Raw genomic sequence first — 20,850 nt, 5'->3', positions numbered from 1 at the left:
GGTCCGTAGCCGTCGAGGTCAATTCCCGACGGTACACCGGTCGGTTTGGGACGCCCAGAGGGCAGTCCGGTGCTCCAGAAGGGTTTCGGCGCTTTGTCGCGCCGCTCAGACGAAGTCTCGGTGAACGTAGCACCAGCGCCAATCCTCACCGGGTTGCAGCGAGCGCACGATCGGGTGACCGGCGGCGCCCGCGTGGGCCCGTGCGTGCCGCATGGGCGAGGAGTCGCAGCAGCCGACGTGCCCGCACGTCAGGCACAACCGCAGGTGGACCCACGGCGTGCCGAGTCGTAGGCACTCCTCGCACCCCTGTGGCGTTCGTGGTCGCACCGGCCGAACCGAGGCCAGATGCGGATCCGCGTGCACCGAAGTCATCTCGTCACCTCCTTCTGCGTGTCCGCGACAGTGCCGCGTCGAGCCACCTCCGCGGTTCCGCGTCCACCCGGTCGAATACGAGGAGCGTGGCACCGCCCGCGCCAACGCCCCATCGTGACAATCGGCTTTCCGGGAGAACACGGTCCGCCATGTCGAAACCGGGTTCTCGATTCGTCCTGCGAGCACGAGACCGAAGCCGGGGCATCCACGGGCGCACCGGGCGAGAACCCGCGGTGACGCCCCGACACCGAACACCCTCCGAGGTAGGGGTGAACCCTGATTTACACCCGGATATCCCGTCTCACCTGCTGATTCGCGAACGGACAGGTGTCATGCTCGAAGCGTAAACGGACTTCTGGGAGGCATCACATGTTGTGGAAGATCATCGGCGTCGTCGCGGTCGCCTGGATCGCGCTGGCCATCATCGGGGCGCTGATCAAGGGGCTGTTCCCGATCCTCGTCATCAGCGCCATCGTGTTCGGGCTGTACCTGCTGTACAAGGCGGTGTCGGGCTCGGACAAATCGACGGTCGGCAAGTTGTGACGACAGCTCGGTCGGGGGCGTCGCCCGGCCGGTCACCGGGACGGCAGTGCTTGAATGATCTCTCGTGGATCAGGTTCCGGAAGACTGGCAGCGCGGCTTGGTCATCGTCGCGCACCCCGACGACATCGAGTACGGCGCCGCCGCCGCGGTCGCACGGTGGACCCGGCAGGGCAAGGACATTCGCTACGTGCTGGTGACCAGCGGAGAGGCCGGTATCGCCGGTGTGCAGCCAGCGGTCGCCGGACCCCTCCGCGAGGCCGAGGAGATCGCGGCGGCCGAAGTGGTGGGCGTGCGGGAGGTGGAGTTCCTCGGCTACCCGGACGGTCGAGTCCAGGAGAGCCTGGAACTGCGCCGCGACCTGGCCACCGCGATCCGCATGCATCAACCGGAAATGGTGGTGCTGTTCAATTTCGGCGACACCTGGGCGCCCGGCTATCCCAACAGCGCCGATCACCGCGCCGTCGGCCGCGCTGCCCTGGACGCCATCTCCGACGCGGGCAACGAGTGGATCTTCCCGGAGATCGCCGAGTGGAAACCGTGGTCGGCACGCTGGGCGGCGGTGGTGGGACCGGTCGCCACGCACGCCGTCGACGTCACCGAGACGCTCGACCAGGCGGCCGCCTCGCTCGCCGAACATCGCCGCTATCTCGAGGCGCTGAGCCCCGAGCCCATCGCCGACCAGGTCCGCGCCGTCGTGGAGCGAGCCACCGGCCCCAAGGACGGATTCCCCGCCGCGCACGCGGTCGGTTTCGAGCTGTTCTACTTCGGCGCCTGATCGTCGCACCGCGTGGACGATGACGAAGCGGTGGCCGGGTGGTCACCGCGGACGCGCGACCACCGGGTGCCATCCGGCTCAGGTGGCCGTGTGGCAGGCTAGGCGGATGCGAGTAGCCGTCGTCGCAGGACCCGATCCGGGCCATGCGTTTCCCGCTATCGCGCTGTGCTTGCGGTTCCTGGCCGCCGGCGACGAGCCGGTGCTGTTCACCGGTCCGCGCTGGTTCGAGGCGGCGCTGGCCGCCGGGATCGGCGTGCGCCGACTCAAGGGCCTGGCGCCACGGCCGGTGGACGACGACACCGACGCGGGGCAGCGTATCCACGAGCGGGCCGCGCATATCTCCACCGAGATCCTGCCGGAATTGAGCGCCATGCTGCCCGAACTGGTCGTCTCGGATGTGCTGACCGCGGGCGGCGGGATGGCCGCGGAACGACTCGGCGTGCCCTGGGTGGAACTGTCCCCCCATCCGCTGTACCTGCCGTCGAAGGCGTTGCCCCCGATCGGAAGTGGCCTCGCTCCCGGCGCGGGCCTGTACGGGCGGATGCGCGACGGCCTGTTACGCGGCATGACCGCCCGCGCGCTGCGCCACGGCCGCCGTCAGCGGGAGCGGGCACGCGGGAGCGTCGGATTACCGGCCGTCGATCCCGGCCCCGCCGCCCGTCTGATCGCCACCTTGCCCGCGCTCGAGGTGCCGCGCCCCGACTGGCCGGAATCGGCTCACGTCATCGGTCCGCTGCTGTGGGAGCCGACCGATGCGATCCTGGACCTTCCGCCCGGCGACGGTCCGCTGGTCATGGTCGCTCCCTCCACCGCGCACACCGGCGTCGCGGGGATGGTCGAGACCGTCCTGGAGGGGCTCGACGGCGCCGGTGTCCGCGTGGCGATCTCGATGCTGGACACGCCACCGGCGGATCTGCCCCCGTGGGCGACGGCCGGGCTGGGCCGCCAAGACGAACTCCTGAACCACGCCTCCGTCGTGGTGGGCGGCGGCGGGCACGGCCTGCTCGCCAAATCGCTGTCCGCCGGTGTCCCGATCGTCACCGTTCCCGGTGGCGGCGATCAGTGGGAGCTGGCCAATCGCGCTGCCCGCCAAGGCAGTTCGATCGTCGTCCGCCCGTTGTCGCCCGGCGCTGTGCGCGCCGCGGTCGAGGAGATCCTCGCCGACCCCGGCTACACCAGGGCCGCCGAAGCGGCCGCCGCGCACGCCGAACTCCCGGACCCCGTCGCCCTCTGCCACCGGATTCTCCAGCCTGTCCATCCCTGACCGGCACGGGCAGGTGTGCCACTGAGCTGGGGACGCGTCGAAGGCGGGTAAGTTCGGTACGGTGCGGTTGACCGAGTTCCAGGAACTGTTGCACACCGAGTTCGGTGTGGCCCGGGGCGACGCCCTGCTGGCCGACCATGTGATTCCCGCCCTGGGCGGACGCACCGGAGCCGACGCCATCGAGGCCGGGGTCGATCCCCGCGATGTGTGGCGTGCGTTGTGCGCGGAGTTCGACGTGCCGAAGGCGCGCTGGTGAGCGTGCCCGGCCGGGTCGAGCAGGACGACGGGCCGCTCTACCGATTCGACGAGCGGCAGCGGATGATTCCGCACGACCCGGAGCGCCTCGCCGCCCGGGTGGCGCAGGCTCGTCCCGTTGATTTCGCGGATTTCCGGCAGACCGGTATCGAGCTGATGCTGCTCGGTCGCTACGACGAGGCGCTGGATCACCTCGATCGCGCGCTGGAGCTGGTGGACACCGAGCGCCGCAGGATCACCGTGTGGATCAACCTCGGCGACGTCTACCGCTACCGCGGTGACGCCGGTACGGCCGAGACTCTCTACCGCCGCGCGGTCGAGCACGCGCGGGCGGCCGCGCCGGACGTGCTCTCGTTCGCGCTCCAGCATCTGGGGAAGGCGCTCGCCGAACGGAATCAGCTGGAGCAGGCGCACGCGCTGCTCACGGAGGCGATGCGGCTGCGCCTCGCCGAAGGCGAACCCGAGGAGATCGAATCCACCCGCGACGCCCTGGACACCCTGGCGCAGCTGCCGATTCCGTTGCCGCCCACGGTCGCCGAGCTGCTCGGCGAGTCGCCGACCTGGTCGGACGAGCACGAAGGCATGAGCGGCGACGTCGTCTTGGTGAACGGCGTCTATTGGCTCAAACGCGGACCGAAGGCGGTCGCCGAGCACGAACGCCTGAACTGGTTGCGCGGCCGCGGGATTCGCCTGGCGGAGGTCGCGGCGTTCGAGGACGACGTGTTGCTGCTGGCTGACGCGAGCGCGCCGAGCCTGGCCGCTCGAGCGGGCTCCGGCGCCGGGCATCCGGCCTCGATCGGCACCGTGCTGGGCTCGGTGTTGCGGCGGCTGCACAGCATTCCGGTCGGCGAGTGCCCGTTCGACGGGCGGCTGGACGTGGTCTTGGCGCAGGCGCGCCGCCGCGTGATCGAAGACCTGGTCGATCCGGGCGACTTCGACGACGACCACCGCGGCTCGACTCCGGCGCAGATCCTCGCGCGGCTGCTGGCGCAGCGCCCGAATCAGGAGGATCTGGTGGTCGCGCACGGTGATTTCACCCCCTCGAACGTGCTGGAGGGCGAGATCCTGCTCGATGTGGGCGCGCTGGGCGTCGCCGATCGCCACCGCGATCTGGCGCCGGCCGTGCGCGATCTGCGCGAGGACTTCGGCGACGCCGAGGTGACCGCCTTCTTCGCGGCCTACGGCCTGGCCGAGCCGGACGAGAGCCGCCTGGAGTACTACCGGCTGCTCGACGAATTGTTCTGAGGCCCCTGATTTCCGCGCCTCACGCCTTCCGCGCGTAGTGCCGGGCCGCTTTGGTGCGGTTGCCGCACGTGGCCATCGAGTGCCAGCGCCGGGTTCCGTTCTTCGAGGTGTCGTAGAAGAACAAGACGCACTCCGGGTGCGCGCACTGACGGATTCGGTCGGGCGCGGCGCGCAGTAGGTCCAGCAGGTTGTCCGCGGCCAGCCAGGCGGGCAGCCAGGGTCTCTCGGGGACCTCCACCAGATCGGCGGGTCCGGAGCCGGTGAGCGCGCGGCGGATGCGGCCATGGGCGAGCACCTCGTTGAGCGCGTCGTGGGAGGCGTGCACGACCACGTCGTAGACGGCGGTGCGGGCGGCCAGCACCGCGGCCAGCGTGGCCTCGTCGGCGCTCGCGCGATCGGCGAGGCCCGCCGACGCCAGCCAGATGCGCAGTCCGGCTGTGTCGGTGAGCAGATCCTGCGGTCCGTGCTCGATCCAGCGTGTGTTCAGCAGATCGAGCGCCAGGGGTTCACCGAGGTGGGGGCGTGGATCGGGCATGCCCGAGGGTATCGAGTCCGCGTCGGTCGGCACCGTGACCACCCTTCCTCTAACCAGTAAAATTCATTTCAGCGGTTGACACGCCTGGCGTGATCTCAGTATGTTCTAACCAGTTAAACCGATAAAGACGGTTGAACATTCCGAGGAGGAACACCATGACCGCAGTCGCCGCACCTCAGCTCGCCACCGGGCACATCGGCCTGAACGTCTCCGATCTGGATCGCTCGGTGGACTTCTATCGCCGCGCCCTCGGTTTCGAACAGCTCGCCGCCAGTTCCGACGCCGAACGCCGCTGGGCCTTCCTCGGCGCGGGAGGCAAGCTCGTCGTCACGCTGTGGGAGCAGAGCGACGGCACGTTCTCCGCCGAAACGCCGGGACTGCACCATCTCTCGTTCCAGGTCGACACCATCGACCAAGTGCGCGCGGTGGAGCGGGTGCTGCGCGAGTTGTCGGTCGCCTTCGCCCATGACGGGGTGGTGGCGCACGGCGAGGGTGTTGCGTCCGGTGGCATCTTCTTCACCGACCCTGACGGCATTCGGCTCGAGGTCTACGCCCCCAGCGGGGCCGAATCCGCACCCGCACCCAGCGGCGCCGCGCCGACCTGCGGGTTCTTCTGATCTCTCGGCCGCGAAGCGACAGGAGGAGTGTGATGGAGCCGTTCCATGCCGGGGAGGTCGCCGTCCAGCGCCGGATGGGCCAGGCGCACATCGCCGAGCGGGTCGGCCGCATGATCCGCCCCGACATCCCCGCCGTCGCCGCCGACTTCCTGGCCGAACAGCGGATGGTGGTGCTCGCCGCCGCCGACGCGGCGGGCCGCCTCTGGGCGAGCGAGCTGGACGGTCCGCCGGGATTCGTGCACGCGGTCGACGACCGGACGATCATGGTCGGCGCTCGGCCCGCCGCGGCCGACCCGCTGCACGAGACGCTGACACACCACACCGGCATCGGCATGATCGCCCTGCAACCGCAGCGGCGCAGGCGGATGCGGGTCAACGGCAGATCGACGCCGGAGGGCGCGGGTCTGCGCATCGTCACCGACCAGGTGTATTCGAACTGCCCGAAGTACATCTCCCGCCGCGAGATCGAGAGCTACACGCCGGAAGCCGCGGCGTCGACGGTCCGGCGCAGCGGCGAACTCGACCAGGACCAGCAGGCCGCGGTGGCGGCGGCCGACACGTTCTTCGTCGCGACGGCCGACGCGGACGGCAACGCGGACGCCTCCCATCGCGGCGGGAATCCGGGCTTTCTGCAGGTGCTTTCGCCCACGCGGCTGCGCTGGCCGGATTACCGGGGCAATTCGATGTTCATGACACTCGGCAATATCGAGGTGAATCCCCGATGCGGCATCCTGATCCCGGATTGGGCCACCGGGGCGGCGCTCCAGCTGACCGGCACCGGCGAATTGGTCTGGGGGCCGGAAACTTTCGCCACCGGCGCGCAGTGCTCCATCGACTTCACCATCGAGGAAGTGATCGAGCGGCGTGGGGGAGCGCTGCGCTGGGGAGCCGCCGAGCTCTCGCCCGTCAACCCGTGAAATCTCTATGAGAAGGGAGCCGTCCCATGCGACCTCCGCTACCGCCGTTCGACGCGGCATCGGCCAGGCTCAAGGTGCGGGCCGCCGAAGACGCCTGGAACACCCGTGATCCCGAGCGCGTCGCCGCCGCGTACACCGAGGACTCGGTGTGGCGCAATCGCGACGAGTTCCTCACCGGCCGTGACGCCATCGTCGAGTTCTTGACCAGGAAGTGGTCCATCGAGAACGGATACGCACTGCGCAAGGATCTGTGGGCATTCGAAGGCAACCGCATCGCCGTGCGTTTCCAGTACGAATGGCACGACGACTCCGGCCGGTGGTGGCGCAGCTACGGCAACGAGCAGTGGGAGTTCGCGCCGGACGGGCTGATGTCCCGGCGCGAGGCCAGCATCAACGACGTCCGGATCGAGGAGTCCGACCGGCGCATCCTCGGGCCGCGCGAGCCGGGCGACGAGTCGGTGCTGCCCCAGCGGTAGGACCCCGAACGCCACCGCCGCATCGTCTGATGCGGCGGTGGCGAGGCGTTGTCGGCGCCGATCAGGCGGCGACCGCGTGCTCCTCGACTCCGGCCGGGTCGACGTGGGCACGCTGCCGGTGGAACAGCCCGAACGCGATGAGCCCGAACGCGACGCCCACCGCGGCCGCGACAGCCAACGCCGCGTCCAGCCCGGCGACGAAGTCCGGCAACGTCATCGGCTGCTCGGTGCCGGCCACGCCGCGGAACACGGTGCCGAGTACCGCGACGCCCAGCGCCAGCCCCAACTGCCGGGCGGTGTTCACCGCGCCAGCCGCGGTGCCGCCCTGCTGCGGCGGCACCGCCGCCATGCCGACCGACACCAGCGCGGGCGCGTTGACGCCGATCCCGACGCCGATCACCACGAATCCAGGAAGCAGCGCGACCCAGGAGGACCCCTCGTCGATCAGCGTGAGCAGCCCGGTACCCAGACCGAGCACCACCAAGCCCGCGCCGATGGTCCACTTCGGCGCCACGTCGTGCAGCAGCCGCCCGAAGGCGCCCGACACCACGAAGCCGGTCACGGCCATCGGGAGCATCGCCAGGCCCGCGTGCAGCGGCGACAGGCGCAGATGCTGCTGCAGCCACAGCGAGATCAGCGGAGTGCTGGCGAAGGCGGCGAAGGTCTGCCCGGAGGCGCCGAGCAGCGTCGCGCCGAGATCGCGGTTGCGCACCAGCGCGAGCGGGAACATCGGTGCGGCACCGCGGGATTCGACGAGACCGAAGAGCAGCGTCGCGGCGGCGCCGAGCGCGAGCGCGGTCAGCGCGGCCGCGTCGGTCCAGCCGTGCTCGCCGCCGCGGATGACACCGTAGGTGATCGCCGTCGCCGCGGTCGCGAAGGAGAGCATGCCCGGCACGTCCACCGGCCGATCCGCCCGGCGGCGCGAGGGCGGGAACACGGTCGCGCTCAACGCGATCGCCAGCACCGCTATGGGCAGGTTGACCAAGAAGATCCAGCGCCACGACAGCGCCTCGGTGAGAATCCCGCCGAGCACGACTCCGATTCCCGCGGCCGCACCGGAGACCGCGCCCCAGATGCCGAAGGCCAGGCCGCGATCGCGACCGGTGTAGGTCGCGTGCAGCAGCGAGAGCGTCGTGGCGAACATGGCCGCGCCGCCGACGCCTTGCAGCGCCCTGGCCGCGACGAGGATCGCCGCGGATTCGGCGACACCGCAGGCGAGCGACGCGACTGCGAAGACGACGAGTCCGCCCAGATACGCGCGTTCGGCGCCGACCCGGTCGGCGAGCGAGCCGAGCACCAGCAGCAGCGCGGCCAGCGCCAGCGCGTAGCCGTCCACTACCCACTGCAAGCCGGACAATCCGGTGCCGAGATCAGCGGCGATGTCGGGTAGCGCGACGTTCACGATGGTGACGTCGATGAGCAGCATGAGCGTGCCGAGGCACGCGGCGAACAGAGGGAGCCATTTCCTCACGGGAGCCTCCACGGCGGATTCGAATGATTTCGACGCCAAGCGTGCGGCAATCGAATGCATCCCCCTAGCTGGACCGCATTCCACGTTAGATTCCTCCTATGCGCCGCAGTGACTCAGGGGAATCCTCCGTACTCGATGTGCTGGACAAGCAGATCATGCACGCGCTGGCGCAGGACGCCCGGATCCCGTTCGCCAAGCTGGGCGGCATCCTCGGTGTCTCCGAACAGACGGTGGCCCGGCGCTATCGCGCGCTGCGCGAGCGGGGGATCCTGCATGTGGCGGGGCAGGTGAACGCGGTTCCGCTCGGGCACACGCGCTGGATGCTGCGGTTGAAATCGACGCCGGACAAGGCGCTGCGGCTGGCCGAGTCGCTGGCCAGATTTCCGGATCTGAGCTGGGTGACGTTGCTGTCCACCGGATCCGAGGTGACGTGTGTGAGCAGGCCGCGCTCGGTCGAACGGCGCGACGCGCTGCTGCTGCACATCCTGCCGCGCGCTCCGCAGGTGCTCGAGCTGACCGCGCACGAGGTGATCCATCGGTTTCCGCTCGACGAGGAGTGGCCGCGGTACCGGCATCTGTTCACCCCCGCGCAACTCGAGGAGCTGGGTCCGGCCCGGTTCCGTCCTGGGAGTGAGGGACCGGACGCGCCCGTGGACTTGTCCGCGGCGGACGAGGCGATGCTGGCGCTGCTCGCGCGGGACGGTCGTGCGCCGTACGCCCAGCTCGCGGCCGAAACCGGATGGACGGCGCCCCGGGTCGCGCGGCGCATGGCCGAGCTGATGGCGGCCGGGGTGCTCTACTTCGACCTCGACTTCGCGATCGAGCGGATGGGCTATGGCGTGCGCGGTGCCCTGTGGTTGCGCGTGCGTCCGGCCGATCTGGACGCGGTGGGGCGGGCGATGGCGGCGCATCCCGAGATCGTCTACGTGGCCGCAACCACGGGGTCGTTCAATCTGATGGCGTCGATCATCTGCCGCGACACCGCGCACCTGTACCGGTATGTCACCGAGCGGCTCGGCGCGCTGGACGGGATCACCGGCCTCGAGGTGGCGCCCTCACTGCGCGTGTTCAAACAGGCGCAGACGCTGCTGGATACCGATCGGATCGCGCTGGTGCGGTGATCGCGCGGCGTTTGCCGAGGGTGGCGCGGACGGTGCGGGGTGTCGCCGGGCGCGTCGCTTGACTCGAACACCTGTTCGTCTAGTCTTGTCGGCAGAACTTGTCGGTGCCGCGCTCTACTGTAGGCGCCAACCACAGAACGAGACTTACCCGTCGAAGAGGGGATCAGGACATGGCACCACAGGCGTACGACCGGGACAAGGCGCTCGAGCTCGCGCTGGCCCAGGTGGAGAAGAGCTTCGGTAAGGGCGCCGTCATGCGCCTCGGCGAGGAGGCGCGCCAGCCCATCTCGGTGATCCCCACCGGTTCGATCGCGCTCGACGTCGCACTGGGCATCGGCGGCCTGCCGCGCGGCCGCATCGTCGAGATCTACGGTCCGGAATCCTCGGGTAAGACCACTGTCGCGCTGCACGCGGTGGCCAACGCGCAGGCCGCGGGCGGTGTGGCGGCGTTCATCGACGCCGAGCACGCGCTCGACCCCGACTACGCCCGCAAGCTCGGCGTCGACACCGACGCGCTGCTCGTCTCCCAGCCCGACACCGGTGAGCAGGCGTTGGAGATCGCCGACATGCTGGTGCGCTCCGGCGCCATCGACATCATCGTCATCGACTCGGTGGCCGCGCTGGTGCCGCGCGCGGAGATCGAGGGCGAGATGGGCGACAGCCACGTCGGTCTGCAGGCCCGCCTGATGAGCCAGGCGCTGCGGAAGATGACCAGCGCGCTGAACAACTCCGGCACCACCGCGATCTTCATCAACCAGCTGCGCGAGAAGATCGGCGTGATGTTCGGCTCCCCGGAGACCACCACCGGTGGTAAGGCGCTGAAGTTCTACGCGTCGGTGCGCCTGGACGTGCGCCGCATCGAGACGCTGAAGGACGGCAGCGACGCGGTGGGCAACCGCACCCGCGTGAAGGTCGTGAAGAACAAGGTCTCGCCGCCGTTCAAGCAGGCCGAGTTCGACATCCTCTACGGGCACGGCATCTCCAAGGAGGGCTCGCTCATCGACATGGGCGTCGAGCAGGGCTTCATCCGCAAGTCCGGCTCCTGGTACACCTACGAGGGCGATCAGCTCGGTCAGGGCAAGGAGAACGCCCGCAAGTTCCTGCTGGAGAACGTCGACGTCCGCGACGAGATCGAGAAGAAGATCAAGGAGAAGCTCGGCATCGGCGCCGACGTGACGGCCGACGCGGCCGAGGTGCCTGCCGATTTCTGAGTCGATGAACAGTCGGCGGTCGTCGGGTCGGGGCGCGCGTGCGAAGCCGCCCTCCGATCCGATCGCGGACATGCGGCGTCAGCTGGCTCGTCTCGGTGTCGATGACGCCGGGACAACAGCAGGCAGGTCGCGTGCCCGCGAGGACGACTCGGCATTGCCGACTGCCGCAGGCCGATCAGTGGGTCCGGTGACCGCCGGATTCCGGTCGGAGGAGCGGAAACCGAGACCAGTCCGATCGGCCGATGGTGGTTCGGCCGAGGTGGACACCATGGGAACGCGGTCGAGCGCGCCCGATCCGCAGCGGGCGCGCTCGACCGGGTCCCGTCGGGGACGCCGGAATACGTTTCGGCACAGTGATTTACAGTCCGACGACGTCGACCAAGCCGAAGGCCGCTGGGTGGATCCGGTGGTGGCCCGGCCCGAGTCGGGTCCGCCCGACACGGAAACAGCTGCGAGCAGGTCCTCTGCGTACCGCGACCCACCGGGCGGGACGGTCGAGCAGGCGAAAGAGGTGTGTCTTCGCTTGCTCGCCGTGCGTGCTCGCAGCCGAGCCGAGCTGGCCGGGCGCCTGGCCGCCAAGGGGTACTCGCCCGACGTGAGCGAACGGGCGCTCGATCGCCTGACCGAGGTCGGTCTCGTCGACGACGCCGCCTTCGCCGAGCAGTGGGTGCACTCCCGCCACACCTTCTCCGGCAAAGGCAAGCAGGCGCTGGCGCAGGAGCTCCGGCGCAAAGGCGTCGCGCAATCGGATGCCGCATCCGCCCTCGCGGGGATCACCGTCGACGACGAGGAATCCCGCGCCGCCGAGCTGGTCCGCCGCAAAATGCGGTCTCTGCCGCGAGACCTGGACCGCGACAAGGCGATTCGCCGACTCGTCGGCATGCTCGCCCGCCGCGGTTACGGCCAGTCCACGGCCTACCGAGTGGTCAAGGCGGCACTGACCGACGATGGCGTCGAAAGCGATCCCATCGACCCCATCGACTGATGGCACGGCGAGCGGACGGCGTAATGCGTGCTGCGGCCACCGCTCGCCTGAGCACGGTGGCAGCAAAGGCGAGCTGCGCCGCCGAAGGACGCGCAACGCGACTAGGGGGCATCCCGCTCACAACTGCGTCCACGCTGGTCGGCATGCGTGATGCGGACAATCGATTGGTGCCGACCGCTGTGGCGGCGCGGTCGCCTACCGGAATCTCGGGCGGCTGCGGCGTTTTCGGTCGGTTTGCTGGTTGTCGGTGCTGGAACAGCCGATCGGGGCACGGCCCGCGGCGGTCGAGGTCTCGAACCGTCGTACCGCCGCCGCGGACGTGCAACGCCGAGCGGGATTCGGGTGTGGCATCGTCGGTCTAGACCTCACCGGTGTCGGCGACCAGACCGGCGGCCTCGATGCCCGCCACCGCCGCGCGTTCGTCCTCGAGAGACGTGGCGGCGCCGGTGGAACCCACCGCACCCAGCAGCCCGCCTGCCGCGTCCCGGATGAAGACGCCGCCGGGCACGTCGAGGATGCGTCCCTCGGCGAGCGCGGCCACCGAGGTGAAGAAGGTCGGCGCGGCGGCGGCGCGACGCGCGATCTCACGATTGGAGACGCCCAAGCCGAGCACGCCCCAAGCCTTCGCGATCGCGATCTGCGGGCGCAGGATGCCCGAGCCGTCCTGACGTTGCAGGGCGACGAGGTGGCCGCCGGGGTCGAGCACCGCGACAGTGAGCGGATCGAATCCCTGTGCCGCGCCGAACGCCAGTGCCTCAGTGATGATGAGCGTCGCGCGTTCCAGCGTGATCGCGTTCGTCGTGATCGTCATTTCGTACTCCTGTGTCGAGAACCTTCGGATTGCGTTGGCTGTAGGCCAGCGCCGCGAGCACCAAGCCCGCACCGGCGACCTGCAGCCCGGTGATGCGCTCGGCGCCGACCGCGACGGCGAACACCGCCGCCGCGACCGGCACCGCGAACATGAAGACCATGGTCTGTGCCGACCCCACCCGCCGGACGCCCCAATACCACGCCACCAGCCCGTACACGGTTACGGCAAGTACGGAGAACACCAGCGAAATCACCGTCAGCCCGGACAGTCCCGCCCACGTCGTCTCCAGGGGCGCTCCGCGCGCCACCACATGCCCCGCTCGCGGGGGCGGATCAGAATTCGCACGGTCGTGCGCGTCCAGTTCGCCCTGGCCCGCCGGATGTCCCGCACCTTGTGGCCCGCTCGAGGGGGCGGCGATTCGCCGCTCCTTGACCACAGTCGCGGTGTCCGGTGCGTTCAGAGCGATCGTGTCAGCCGGGTCCGAGAATGTCGCTGCGGCCCGATTCGATTGCCCCACAGGACCTTTTCCGCTGGCGGCACCGTTCGATGCCACCAGCGGACCGCTTGTGGCGATACGCGGATCGGTCTCGGCGGTGGTCGCGCTGTGTGGCCAGCTGGAGACTGTTTGCATTACCCCGTCCAGCTCCATCGGGGAGCTATATGGAGGGTCGGCACGCGCAGCCCGATAGGAGTGGGCGGCAGTCTCTTTCGCATTCGTGGTGTCGTCCAGCGTCGAGAGCGTGATGGCCGTCAGAAGCAGGACGGCCGCGCCGATCGCCGAAGCCCAAGCCGTCACGCGGAGAGGGCTGTGGTCTTTCAGTAGTGGCCGGGTGATGACCGGGTAGGAGCCCCACAGCGCGGCCGCCGCAAGGGCGGACAGATCGCCGAGGACGCGGTGGGGTGCGGAATGGTTTGTGTCGCGGCCGAGGACCACCAGGACGACGCCGACCATCGCCACGGTCGCGCCGATCAGCACGGCGCCGCGGACCGGCTCACCCGCCCGCCGGGCGAACAGCGCGGTCCAGAAGGGAGACAGCGCGATCAAAACGGAGGACTCGGTAACCGTGGTGAGGGCCACGGCGGCGCTGAAGGTCAGCTGATAGGCCACGATGCCGATCGCGGCCGACAGCGCCAGACGCGGCCACCAGCGGCGGCCGATGGCGGGACGGCCTTCCACGACGAGCACCAGCAACAGCAGCAGCGGCGCCGCCGCCGCGAAACGGATCGCGTTGTAGGTCACCACATCCAGCTCGCGCAGACCCCAGCCGGTGACGGTGTAACTGGCGCCCCACACGGCGCTGACCGAGGCGAGCAGCCAGGTGGCGCGGTCAAGCCGCACGCGACACGCTCACCTGATCCAGCACCTGGCGCACCGACTCCAGCGCCGATTGCAGCGCGCCCTGAATCCAGGCGTGCGCGACCGAGAGGTGTTCGCCCGCGAAGAACACCTGCGGTGCCGGGAGAGGATGCGGGGCACCGATGCCCGCGAGATACCGCGAATGCTGCCCGGGCGCCAGGTAGGCGAACGCGCCGCCGCCGATACCTACCTGCTCGTCCCAGGTCCAGTGCACGACGTCGTCCACCGCGGCGGACAGACCGGGGTGCAGCTGTTCGAGCGAGGCGAGCACGACCCTGGTGCGGTCGCTTTCGGGCAGCGCCGCGAACCGCCTGGCGTTGTTCTCCCACAGGTAGGCGGCGGTGAGCACGGCCGGGGCGTGCGAGCGACCGGGATCCTGCGCGGCCCAGCGGGAATCGCCGGGCACCGGCTCGGCGTTGTCCGACGGGTACCACACCTGCTGGATCGGGAGATCCGTGAAGCTGCCGCCGCCGAAGATCCCGTCGACGTGCTCCCAGCGCCGCTCGCTCACGTGCACGAGCGTTTTGGTGCTGCTGGCATAGCTGATGCCGCGGATCGCCTGCCGCTGATGTGCCGGTAGCGCGGGGTAGATGTCGATCTGGTCGAGGCCGGGCGCGGGTATCGCGCAGACCACGAAGTCGGCCTCGTCGGCGAGCGGAGCGCCGTGCCGCTCGCCCCGCAGCCGCACGCCGTCGGCGGTGACGTGCAGTTCGGTGATGCGAGTGGCCAGCCGGAGGCTGCCCGGGCGCAGCGCGTCGGTGAAACCGCGGATGAGCGCGTCGGTTCCGTCCACCAGCTCCAGCTGGTCGACATTGAACAGCCCGAAGTAGTCGACCAGCACCTCCAGCAGCGAGGCGTGCTCGTAGTGCAGCAGCCCGCTGGCGTGTCCGATCAGATCCCAGGCGTCCGGTGAGAGACGCTGGCTGGCGAACTGCCACAGCGAGGTCGCGGCGAGCCGGTCCAGTTCGGGATCGGCCACGTCACCGGCCAGCAGCGCCTTGCGCCGATGGTCGCCGAGCCCCTGCCAGGCGTCGCGCAGCAACTGTTCGAGCACCAGCAGCGGGTCGGTTCGCTCGGCCGCGCGCAGGTGATAGGCGGTCAGCACCTCGCCCACCCGCGACCGGCGGACCCGCCGTCCGCGCAGGTGATAGTAGGCGTCCGGATTCGCGTTGACGAAAGGCCTCGTGGCCAAGCCGAACTCCTCGACGTAGTGCAATGTGCACCGGTGATTGCCCGGAATCCGCATCGCGCCGAGCTCGCCGTGGGTGCCGTCCCAGAACCGCCAGGTGCGAATCCGTCCGCCGGGGCGTGCGGCGCGCTCGTACACGGTGACGTCGAGGCCGTGCCGTTGCAGCTCGTAGGCGGCGGCCAGGCCGCTGGCGCCCGCGCCTATCACGGCGACACGCGCGGGGCCTGAATACCCGGGGCGGCGCAACTCGCCAGGGAACGCGAAGCTCTCGTCGAAAAGGCGGTCAGAGGTACGGCTGGTCATCGATCATCAACTCCCCGTCGGCATGAAGCACTGCTGACCGTCTCACCGGTCGGCTACCGGGATCGGTTGTCTGCCTACGAGATTGGCGTGCAGCCGCCGACGGGACGAGTGTTGCGCTCAGCTCGAGCGCAACCATCCCGGTGCGGCAAGCCGCTCGATGCCGCGTTCAGGGCTCGCCGGAGAGCTTCTCTCCGGCGAGTTCGCGCCGCTCCAGTTCGCGCGGGATCTCCCGCACCGCCTCCAGGTTCAGATCATCCCACCGCTTGTGCTCGCCGAACTCACGGTTTCGTGCCGATGTCGACGCCGGGCGCCGCGTCGGTGATGATGGAATCCGCGGCGACGACGGCGCCTGCGCCCTTCCCGCGCTTGCGTGCCCGCAGTCGCTGTTCCAGCTTGGTCGCCACCTGGGTCAGCGCGCTGTTGAGCGCGATCATGACGACCGCGATGACCATCAGCGCCGGGACGGTGTTCTGCTCGGCCGCGCCGAGCTGCTGGCCCGAGCGCACGATTTCGACGTAGGTGATCTGGTAACCCAGCGCCGAGTCCTTGAGCGCGACCACCATCTGCGAGACCAGCGCGGGCAGCATCGCCGTGATCGCCTGCGGCAACAGGATCAAGCGCATCAGCTGGCCCTTGCGCATGCCCAGCGCGACGGCCGCCTCGGTCTGTCCCTTCGGCAGCGACCGGATGCCCGCCCGGACGATCTCCGCGATGACCGAGCCGTTGTAGATGGTCAGCGCGGTGACCACCGCGGCGAGCGCGAGATCCTCGGACTTGAACAGGTCGTAGTCGGAGTACACCGCGAACAGGAAGATCATCAGGATCAGCACCGGGATGGCGCGCGCCACCTCGACGATCGTGCCCGCCACCCAGCGCACGGCACGATGCTCCGACAGCCGCAGCACGCCGAAGATCATGCCGAGGATCAACGCGAGCACGATCGACAGCAGCGCCGCGACGACGGTGCCACGGAGACCGGGCAGCAGGTAGGTCGACCAGACCTCGGCCTCCAGGAACGGCTTCCACTTCTCGGCGGTGAACTGTCCCTTGTCGGCGAACCCGCGGTAGAGCACCCACAGGGCCGCGGCCACGGCGGCCGCGACCAGCACCGAGTAGACGTTGTTGCGCAGCCTCGCCTTCGGGCCCGGCGCGTCGAACAGAACCGAAGCACCTGAGCTCATCGGGCCACCTCGTAACGCTTGGCCAGCCAGCCGAAGAACAGGCCGGTCGGCAGGGTCAGGATCACGAAGCCGAGCGCGAAGATCGCGCCGATCGCCAGCACCGCGGCCTCGGTCTCGGTCATCTCCGCCATCAGTGTCGCGGCCTCGGCGACGCCGATGGCCGAGGAGATGGTGGAGTTCTTGGTCAGCGCGATCAGCACACTGCCCAGCGGCGCGATGACCGAACGGAACGCCTGCGGCAACACGATCAGCCGCAGGTTCTGCAGGAAGCCGAAGCCGAGCGAGCGGCCCGCCTCGGACTGGCCCATCGGCACGGTGTTGATGCCCGCGCGCAGCGATTCGCAGACGAAGGCGGCGGTGTAGATGCTCAGGCCGACGACCGCGAAGCGGAAGTTGTTCTGCGCCAGCGAATCCGGGCCCTCACCCGCGAGCCTCCAGCCCATCGTGGTGTAGAGGCCCAGCGACATGAACACGATGATCAGCGTGAGCGGGGTGTTGCGGAAGATGGTGACGTAGGCGGTGCCGACCCAGCGCGCCACCGGCACGGGAGACACCCGCAGCCCGGCGACGACGGTGCCGAGGATCAGCGCGCCGATCGCCGACAGCACGGTCAGCTGAATGGTCACCCAGAAGGCTTCGAGGATTTCGGTGTCGTACCTCGAGATCAGGTCGAACACGACGGACGCGTCCCTCCGATCGGGTTTCGATGGTCAGGGGAAGTGCGGCGGGTGTCCCGGCCCGGTCGGGGCCGGGACACCCGTGCTGGTGAAGACGGAGGAACTCAGTACCGGTTCACCGTCGGCGGCTGCGGGGCCTGGTAGCCCGAGGCGCCGACGGTGGAGTCGAACGCCTTCTTCCACGAGCCGTCTGCGATCATCGCCTCGATCGCGTCGTTGATCTTGTCGCGCAGTTCCTTGTCGCCCTTCTTCAGCCCGATGCCGTAGTTCTCCGTGGTGAACGGCTTGCCGACCACCTTGAACGCGCCGGTGCTCTGCGCGGCGTAGCCGGCCAGGATGATGTCGTCGGTGGTCACCGCGTCCCAGGAACCCGCGCGCAGGCCCTCGAGGCACAGCGAATAGGTGTCGTTGGCCTGCAACTGCGTGTCGGGGAAGTTCTTGCTGATGTTCTGCGCCGGGGTGGAGCCCTTCACCGAGCAGACCTTCTTGCCCTTCAGGTCGTCGGGGCCGTTGATGGCGTTGTTGTCGGCGCGCACCAGTAGCGACTGGCCCGCGACGTAGTACGGACCGGCGAAGTCGACCTTCTCCTTGCGCTGGTCGTTGATCGAGTAGGTGGCGACGATGTAGTCGACCTGGCCGTTCTCGATCAGCGTCTCGCGCTGGCCGGAGGGGGATTCCTTGAACGTGATGCTCTCGGGCTGCACGCCGAGCTTGCCCGCGACGTACTTGGCCACCTCGACGTCGAAGCCGCTGTAGGAGCCATCCTTGTTGCGCAGAGCCAGACCCGGCTGGTCGAACTTGATGCCGATGGTCAGTTTGCCGTCCTTGGCGTGGTCAAGGGCGGATTTGTCGCCGCCGCCGCCACAGCCGGTGGCGGTCGCGGCGGCGAGTGCCAGGGCGATCGCCCCGACACCGATTCGCAGGGCACGGTTGATCCTCATCGAGTTTCCTTCTCCCTCTCGTGGGTGTTGCTGGCCGCTGTGTCCGGCAGGTCAGTGGCTCAAGATCTTGCCCAGGAAGTCCTTGGCGCGCTCGGACTTGGGGGCGGTGAAGAAGACGTCCGGCGGCGCGTCCTCCACCACCTGGCCGTCGGCCATGAACAGCACGCGGTTTCCGGCGCGGCGGGCGAACCCCATCTCGTGGGTGACGACCAGCATGGTCATCCCGTCCTTGGCCAGCGACACCATCACCTCGAGCACCTCGTTGACCATCTCCGGGTCCAGCGCCGAGGTCGGCTCGTCGAACAGCATCACCTTAGGGTTCATCGCCAGCGCGCGGGCGATCGCGACGCGCTGCTGCTGCCCGCCGGAGAGCTGGGCAGGGTACTTGTCGGCCTGATTTGCGATGCCGACCCGGTCGAGCAGTTCCATGGCCCGGGTGCGGGCGGCGTCCTTCTTGATCTTGCGGACCTTGATCGGCGCGAGCATGACGTTCTCCAGGATCGTCTTGTGCGCGAACAAGTTGAACGACTGGAACACCATGCCGACATCGGCGCGCAGCGCGGCCAGCGCGCGGCCCTCGGCGGGCAGCGGGACGCCGTCGATGGCGATGTCGCCGGAGTCGATGGGTTCCAGGCGGTTGATGGTGCGGCACAGCGTCGACTTGCCGGAACCCGAGGGGCCCAGAACGATGACGACCTGCCCTTTGGGGACCTCGAGGGTGATGTCCTGGAGTACGTGCAGGTCGCCGAAGTGTTTGTCCACATTGTGCATCGAGATCATCGGCGGCGCGCTGGTAGCGGCGCTGACGGCCCCGGCAGGAGCGTCCCCGGTCGTGTCGGGGATGGCGGCGTCATCGGTCATGGTCAAGACCTTAAGCAAAAAACGGGGATTTGCCCGAGTTTCGGCGACACACCGTCGCGACACGCCGATTTGACACATCGCCGCAACCTATCGGCCCCCGGCTCGGATCGCCGGAGAATTGCCCGAGGGCCTGCACCGATGCCAGCGAAACCCGCCGGAGGCGGCCCCGTACCCTGGATGGGTGGATTCGATCGGACAGGCAGTGTGGACTCCCGCGGAGGGCACAGCACGCAGCTACGAGGTCCGCACCTTCGGTTGCCAGATGAACGTGCACGATTCCGAACGCTTGTCGGGCCTGCTGGAGGACGCGGGATACGTCAAGGCCGCGCCCGGCGCGACGGCCGACCTCGTGGTGTTCAACACCTGCGCGGTGCGCGAGAACGCCGACAACAAGCTCTACGGCACGCTCGGCCACCTGGCGCCGATCAAAGCGAGTCGACCCGGCATGCAGATCGCCGTCGGCGGCTGCCTGGCGCAGAAGGACCGCGACGTCGTGGTGCGCAAAGCGCCGTGGGTGGACGTGGTCTTCGGCACGCACAACATCGGCTCGCTGCCGGTGCTGCTGGAGCGGGCCCGGCACAACCGGGAAGCCCAGGTGGAGATCCTGGAGTCGCTGGAGGCGTTCCCGTCCACCCTGCCCGCCAAGCGCGAATCGGCCTACGCGGGCTGGGTGTCCATCTCGGTCGGCTGCAACAACACCTGCACCTTCTGCATCGTGCCCTCGTTGCGCGGCAAGGAGGTCGACCGCCGCCCCGGTGACGTGCTCGCCGAGGTGCAGGCGCTGGTCGACCAGGGCGTGCTCGAGGTGACCCTGCTCGGCCAGAACGTGAACTCCTATGGCGCGTCGTTCGCCGACCCGGCCGAGCCGCGCGACCGCGGCGCGTTCGCCAAGCTGCTGCGCGCGTGCGGAAGCATCGACGGCCTGGAGCGGGTTCGCTTCACCTCGCCGCACCCGGCCGAGTTCACCGATGACGTGATCGAGGCGATGGCCGAGACCCCGAACATCTGCCCGCAGCTGCACATGCCCTTGCAGTCCGGATCGGACCGGGTGCTCAAGGCCATGCGGCGCTCCTACCGCAAGGCCCGCTACCTGGGCATCATCGACAAGGTGCGCGCCGCGATGCCGCACGCGGCGATCACCACCGACATCATCGTCGGCTTCCCCGGCGAGACCGAGGAGGACTTCCAGGAAACCCTGGACGTGGTCCGCCGCGCGCGCTTCACCAGCGCCTACACCTTCCAGTACTCCAAGCGCCCCGGCACGCCCGCCGCCGACATGCCCGATCAGCTGCCCAAAGCCGTCGTGCAGGAGCGCTACGACCGGCTGATCGCGGTGCAGGAGCAGATCTCCCTGGCCGCCAACCAGGAACTCATCGGCACCGAGGTGGAGCTGCTGGTCGCCGAGGGGGCGGGCAGGAAGAACGCCGCGACCGCCAGGATGAGCGGCCGCGCCCGCGACGGCAGGCTGGTGCACTTCCGCCCCGGCGACACCGCGGAGCCGATCCGCCCCGGCGATCTGGTCACCGTCGACATCACCGGCGCCGCCCCGCACCATCTGATCGCCGACGCCGCGGTCAAGACCCATCGCCGCACCCGCGCCGGTGACGCGCACGAGCGCGGCGTCACGCCGAAGACCGAGCCCATCGGCGTGGGGCTGGGTCTGCCGCGGATCGGCGCGCCCGCCCCGGAGCCGGCGGCCGCGGGCTGCTCGACCGGCTGCGGCGCATGACCACCAGGCCGGAC

22 protein-coding genes are annotated in these 20,850 nt (G+C 69.4%); 12 read left to right on the top strand and 10 right to left on the bottom strand.

Features of this window, described 5'->3' with window-relative positions:
• Positions 1–105 precede the first annotated feature (105 nt).
• Positions 106–372: a UBP-type zinc finger domain-containing protein gene (locus tag ON34_RS34670; RefSeq protein WP_083889506.1), complete on the bottom strand. Its 267-nt coding sequence runs from the start codon at positions 370–372 to the stop codon at positions 106–108.
• 369 nt (positions 373–741) lie between these two features.
• Here ON34_RS34670 and ON34_RS36790 point away from each other — a divergent pair, with 369 nt between their 5' ends.
• The 5 genes from ON34_RS36790 to ON34_RS16950 all read left to right on the top strand — a co-directional run bounded on the left by ON34_RS36790 (position 742) and on the right by ON34_RS16950 (position 4,454).
• Positions 742–915 carry a hypothetical protein gene (locus tag ON34_RS36790; RefSeq protein WP_040780448.1) on the top strand — a complete coding sequence of 58 codons (174 nt, stop codon included), beginning with the start codon at positions 742–744 and terminating at the stop codon, positions 913–915.
• A gap of 64 nt (positions 916–979) precedes the next feature.
• The gene (locus ON34_RS16965) at positions 980–1,690 is read left to right on the top strand and encodes a PIG-L deacetylase family protein (RefSeq protein ID WP_040780446.1); all 711 of its coding nucleotides are present in this window, start codon (positions 980–982) and stop codon (positions 1,688–1,690) included.
• Between the two features lie 106 nt (positions 1,691–1,796).
• A complete protein-coding gene (locus tag ON34_RS16960; RefSeq protein WP_040780444.1) occupies positions 1,797–2,954 on the top strand; it encodes a glycosyltransferase in 1,158 nt (385 codons plus the stop codon).
• Positions 2,955–3,015: 61 nt separating this feature from the next.
• Positions 3,016–3,210, top strand: a complete 195-nt coding sequence (locus ON34_RS16955; RefSeq protein ID WP_040780443.1) for a DUF3046 domain-containing protein — start codon at positions 3,016–3,018, stop codon at positions 3,208–3,210.
• Positions 3,207–4,454: an aminoglycoside 3'-phosphotransferase gene (locus tag ON34_RS16950; RefSeq protein ID WP_245548070.1), complete on the top strand. Its 1,248-nt coding sequence runs from the start codon at positions 3,207–3,209 to the stop codon at positions 4,452–4,454. The genes ON34_RS16955 and ON34_RS16950 overlap by 4 nt, the downstream gene beginning before the upstream one ends.
• A gap of 19 nt (positions 4,455–4,473) precedes the next feature.
• On the opposite strand, the gene ON34_RS16945 is transcribed toward ON34_RS16950, so the two are convergent.
• Positions 4,474–4,989, bottom strand: coding sequence for a CGNR zinc finger domain-containing protein (locus tag ON34_RS16945; protein WP_040780511.1), 516 nt, complete (start codon positions 4,987–4,989; stop codon positions 4,474–4,476).
• Between the two features lie 155 nt (positions 4,990–5,144).
• Between ON34_RS16945 and ON34_RS16940 the strand changes: the two genes are divergently transcribed.
• Genes ON34_RS16940 through ON34_RS16930 form a run of 3 tightly spaced genes read left to right on the top strand, consistent with a single transcriptional unit; the run spans position 5,145 to position 6,999 of the window.
• The gene (locus ON34_RS16940; protein WP_040780441.1) at positions 5,145–5,606 is read left to right on the top strand and encodes a VOC family protein; all 462 of its coding nucleotides are present in this window, start codon (positions 5,145–5,147) and stop codon (positions 5,604–5,606) included.
• A gap of 32 nt (positions 5,607–5,638) precedes the next feature.
• Positions 5,639–6,523, top strand: a complete 885-nt coding sequence (locus tag ON34_RS16935; RefSeq protein WP_040780439.1) for a pyridoxamine 5'-phosphate oxidase family protein — start codon at positions 5,639–5,641, stop codon at positions 6,521–6,523.
• Between the two features lie 26 nt (positions 6,524–6,549).
• A complete protein-coding gene (locus tag ON34_RS16930; RefSeq protein WP_040780438.1) occupies positions 6,550–6,999 on the top strand; it encodes a nuclear transport factor 2 family protein in 450 nt (149 codons plus the stop codon).
• A gap of 61 nt (positions 7,000–7,060) precedes the next feature.
• Here the strand turns inward: ON34_RS16930 and ON34_RS16925 are convergent, their stop codons facing one another.
• Positions 7,061–8,470: an MFS transporter gene (locus ON34_RS16925; protein ID WP_245548069.1), complete on the bottom strand. Its 1,410-nt coding sequence runs from the start codon at positions 8,468–8,470 to the stop codon at positions 7,061–7,063.
• A 98-nt stretch (positions 8,471–8,568) separates the two neighbouring features.
• On the opposite strand from ON34_RS16925, the gene ON34_RS16920 reads away from it, so the two are divergent.
• From ON34_RS16920 to recX, 3 genes are all read left to right on the top strand, one after another.
• On the top strand, positions 8,569–9,591 hold the full coding sequence (locus ON34_RS16920) for an Lrp/AsnC family transcriptional regulator (RefSeq protein WP_040780436.1): 1,023 nt from the start codon (positions 8,569–8,571) through the stop codon (positions 9,589–9,591).
• 170 nt (positions 9,592–9,761) lie between these two features.
• On the top strand, positions 9,762–10,802 hold the full coding sequence (gene recA, locus ON34_RS16915; RefSeq protein WP_040780434.1) for a recombinase RecA: 1,041 nt from the start codon (positions 9,762–9,764) through the stop codon (positions 10,800–10,802).
• Between the two features lie 406 nt (positions 10,803–11,208).
• On the top strand, positions 11,209–11,787 hold the full coding sequence (recX, locus tag ON34_RS16910) for a recombination regulator RecX (protein WP_245548076.1): 579 nt from the start codon (positions 11,209–11,211) through the stop codon (positions 11,785–11,787).
• 358 nt (positions 11,788–12,145) lie between these two features.
• Here recX and ON34_RS16905 read toward each other — a convergent pair whose 3' ends face one another.
• The 7 genes from ON34_RS16905 to ON34_RS16875 all read right to left on the bottom strand — a co-directional run bounded on the left by ON34_RS16905 (position 12,146) and on the right by ON34_RS16875 (position 19,026).
• Positions 12,146–12,598 carry a GlcG/HbpS family heme-binding protein gene (locus ON34_RS16905; RefSeq protein ID WP_040780433.1) on the bottom strand — a complete coding sequence of 151 codons (453 nt, stop codon included), beginning with the start codon at positions 12,596–12,598 and terminating at the stop codon, positions 12,146–12,148.
• A complete protein-coding gene (locus ON34_RS16900) occupies positions 12,543–13,937 on the bottom strand; it encodes a DMT family transporter (RefSeq protein ID WP_040780431.1) in 1,395 nt (464 codons plus the stop codon). Before ON34_RS16900 ends, ON34_RS16905 begins: the two co-directional genes overlap by 56 nt.
• A complete protein-coding gene (locus ON34_RS16895; protein ID WP_040780429.1) occupies positions 13,927–15,447 on the bottom strand; it encodes a flavin monoamine oxidase family protein in 1,521 nt (506 codons plus the stop codon). Before ON34_RS16895 ends, ON34_RS16900 begins: the two co-directional genes overlap by 11 nt.
• Positions 15,448–15,725: 278 nt before the next feature.
• Positions 15,726–16,628: an amino acid ABC transporter permease gene (locus tag ON34_RS16890; RefSeq protein WP_040780427.1), complete on the bottom strand. Its 903-nt coding sequence runs from the start codon at positions 16,626–16,628 to the stop codon at positions 15,726–15,728.
• Positions 16,625–17,305, bottom strand: coding sequence for an amino acid ABC transporter permease (locus ON34_RS16885; RefSeq protein WP_040780425.1), 681 nt, complete (start codon positions 17,303–17,305; stop codon positions 16,625–16,627). The genes ON34_RS16890 and ON34_RS16885 overlap by 4 nt, the downstream gene beginning before the upstream one ends.
• A gap of 104 nt (positions 17,306–17,409) precedes the next feature.
• A complete protein-coding gene (locus ON34_RS16880; RefSeq protein ID WP_040780422.1) occupies positions 17,410–18,246 on the bottom strand; it encodes a glutamate ABC transporter substrate-binding protein in 837 nt (278 codons plus the stop codon).
• A 51-nt stretch (positions 18,247–18,297) separates the two neighbouring features.
• Positions 18,298–19,026: an amino acid ABC transporter ATP-binding protein gene (locus tag ON34_RS16875; protein ID WP_040780508.1), complete on the bottom strand. Its 729-nt coding sequence runs from the start codon at positions 19,024–19,026 to the stop codon at positions 18,298–18,300.
• A gap of 262 nt (positions 19,027–19,288) precedes the next feature.
• Here ON34_RS16875 and miaB point away from each other — a divergent pair, with 262 nt between their 5' ends.
• On the top strand, positions 19,289–20,836 hold the full coding sequence (gene miaB, locus ON34_RS16870; protein WP_051022769.1) for a tRNA (N6-isopentenyl adenosine(37)-C2)-methylthiotransferase MiaB: 1,548 nt from the start codon (positions 19,289–19,291) through the stop codon (positions 20,834–20,836).
• The last annotated feature ends 14 nt before the right edge of the window (positions 20,837–20,850 follow it).

The sequence above is a fragment of the Nocardia pneumoniae NBRC 100136 genome (genome assembly GCF_000308755.1).
Classification (GTDB): Bacteria; Actinomycetota; Actinomycetes; order Mycobacteriales; family Mycobacteriaceae; genus Nocardia; species Nocardia pneumoniae.
The sequence above is the reverse complement of the archived record's forward strand: the minus strand, read 5'-3'. Positions and strand labels throughout refer to the sequence as shown.

What these genes read in the sequence shown, in the direction of transcription:
- ON34_RS16880 (WP_040780422.1), bottom strand. Translation starts at nt 18,246, where the DNA reads ATGAGGATCAACCGTGCCCTGCGAATCGGTGTCGGGGCGATCGCCCTG.
- ON34_RS16930 (WP_040780438.1), top strand. Translation starts at nt 6,550, where the DNA reads ATGCGACCTCCGCTACCGCCGTTCGACGCGGCATCGGCCAGGCTCAAG.
- ON34_RS16960 (WP_040780444.1), top strand. Translation starts at nt 1,797, where the DNA reads ATGCGAGTAGCCGTCGTCGCAGGACCCGATCCGGGCCATGCGTTTCCC.
- ON34_RS16890 (WP_040780427.1), bottom strand. Translation starts at nt 16,628, where the DNA reads ATGAGCTCAGGTGCTTCGGTTCTGTTCGACGCGCCGGGCCCGAAGGCG.
- ON34_RS16945 (WP_040780511.1), bottom strand. Translation starts at nt 4,989, where the DNA reads ATGCCCGATCCACGCCCCCACCTCGGTGAACCCCTGGCGCTCGATCTG.
- recA (WP_040780434.1), top strand. Translation starts at nt 9,762, where the DNA reads ATGGCACCACAGGCGTACGACCGGGACAAGGCGCTCGAGCTCGCGCTG.
- ON34_RS16875 (WP_040780508.1), bottom strand. Translation starts at nt 19,026, where the DNA reads ATGATCTCGATGCACAATGTGGACAAACACTTCGGCGACCTGCACGTA.
- ON34_RS16920 (WP_040780436.1), top strand. Translation starts at nt 8,569, where the DNA reads ATGCGCCGCAGTGACTCAGGGGAATCCTCCGTACTCGATGTGCTGGAC.
- ON34_RS34670 (WP_083889506.1), bottom strand. Translation starts at nt 372, where the DNA reads ATGACTTCGGTGCACGCGGATCCGCATCTGGCCTCGGTTCGGCCGGTG.
- ON34_RS16935 (WP_040780439.1), top strand. Translation starts at nt 5,639, where the DNA reads ATGGAGCCGTTCCATGCCGGGGAGGTCGCCGTCCAGCGCCGGATGGGC.
- ON34_RS16895 (WP_040780429.1), bottom strand. Translation starts at nt 15,447, where the DNA reads ATGACCAGCCGTACCTCTGACCGCCTTTTCGACGAGAGCTTCGCGTTC.
- ON34_RS36790 (WP_040780448.1), top strand. Translation starts at nt 742, where the DNA reads ATGTTGTGGAAGATCATCGGCGTCGTCGCGGTCGCCTGGATCGCGCTG.
- ON34_RS16940 (WP_040780441.1), top strand. Translation starts at nt 5,145, where the DNA reads ATGACCGCAGTCGCCGCACCTCAGCTCGCCACCGGGCACATCGGCCTG.
- ON34_RS16905 (WP_040780433.1), bottom strand. Translation starts at nt 12,598, where the DNA reads ATGACGATCACGACGAACGCGATCACGCTGGAACGCGCGACGCTCATC.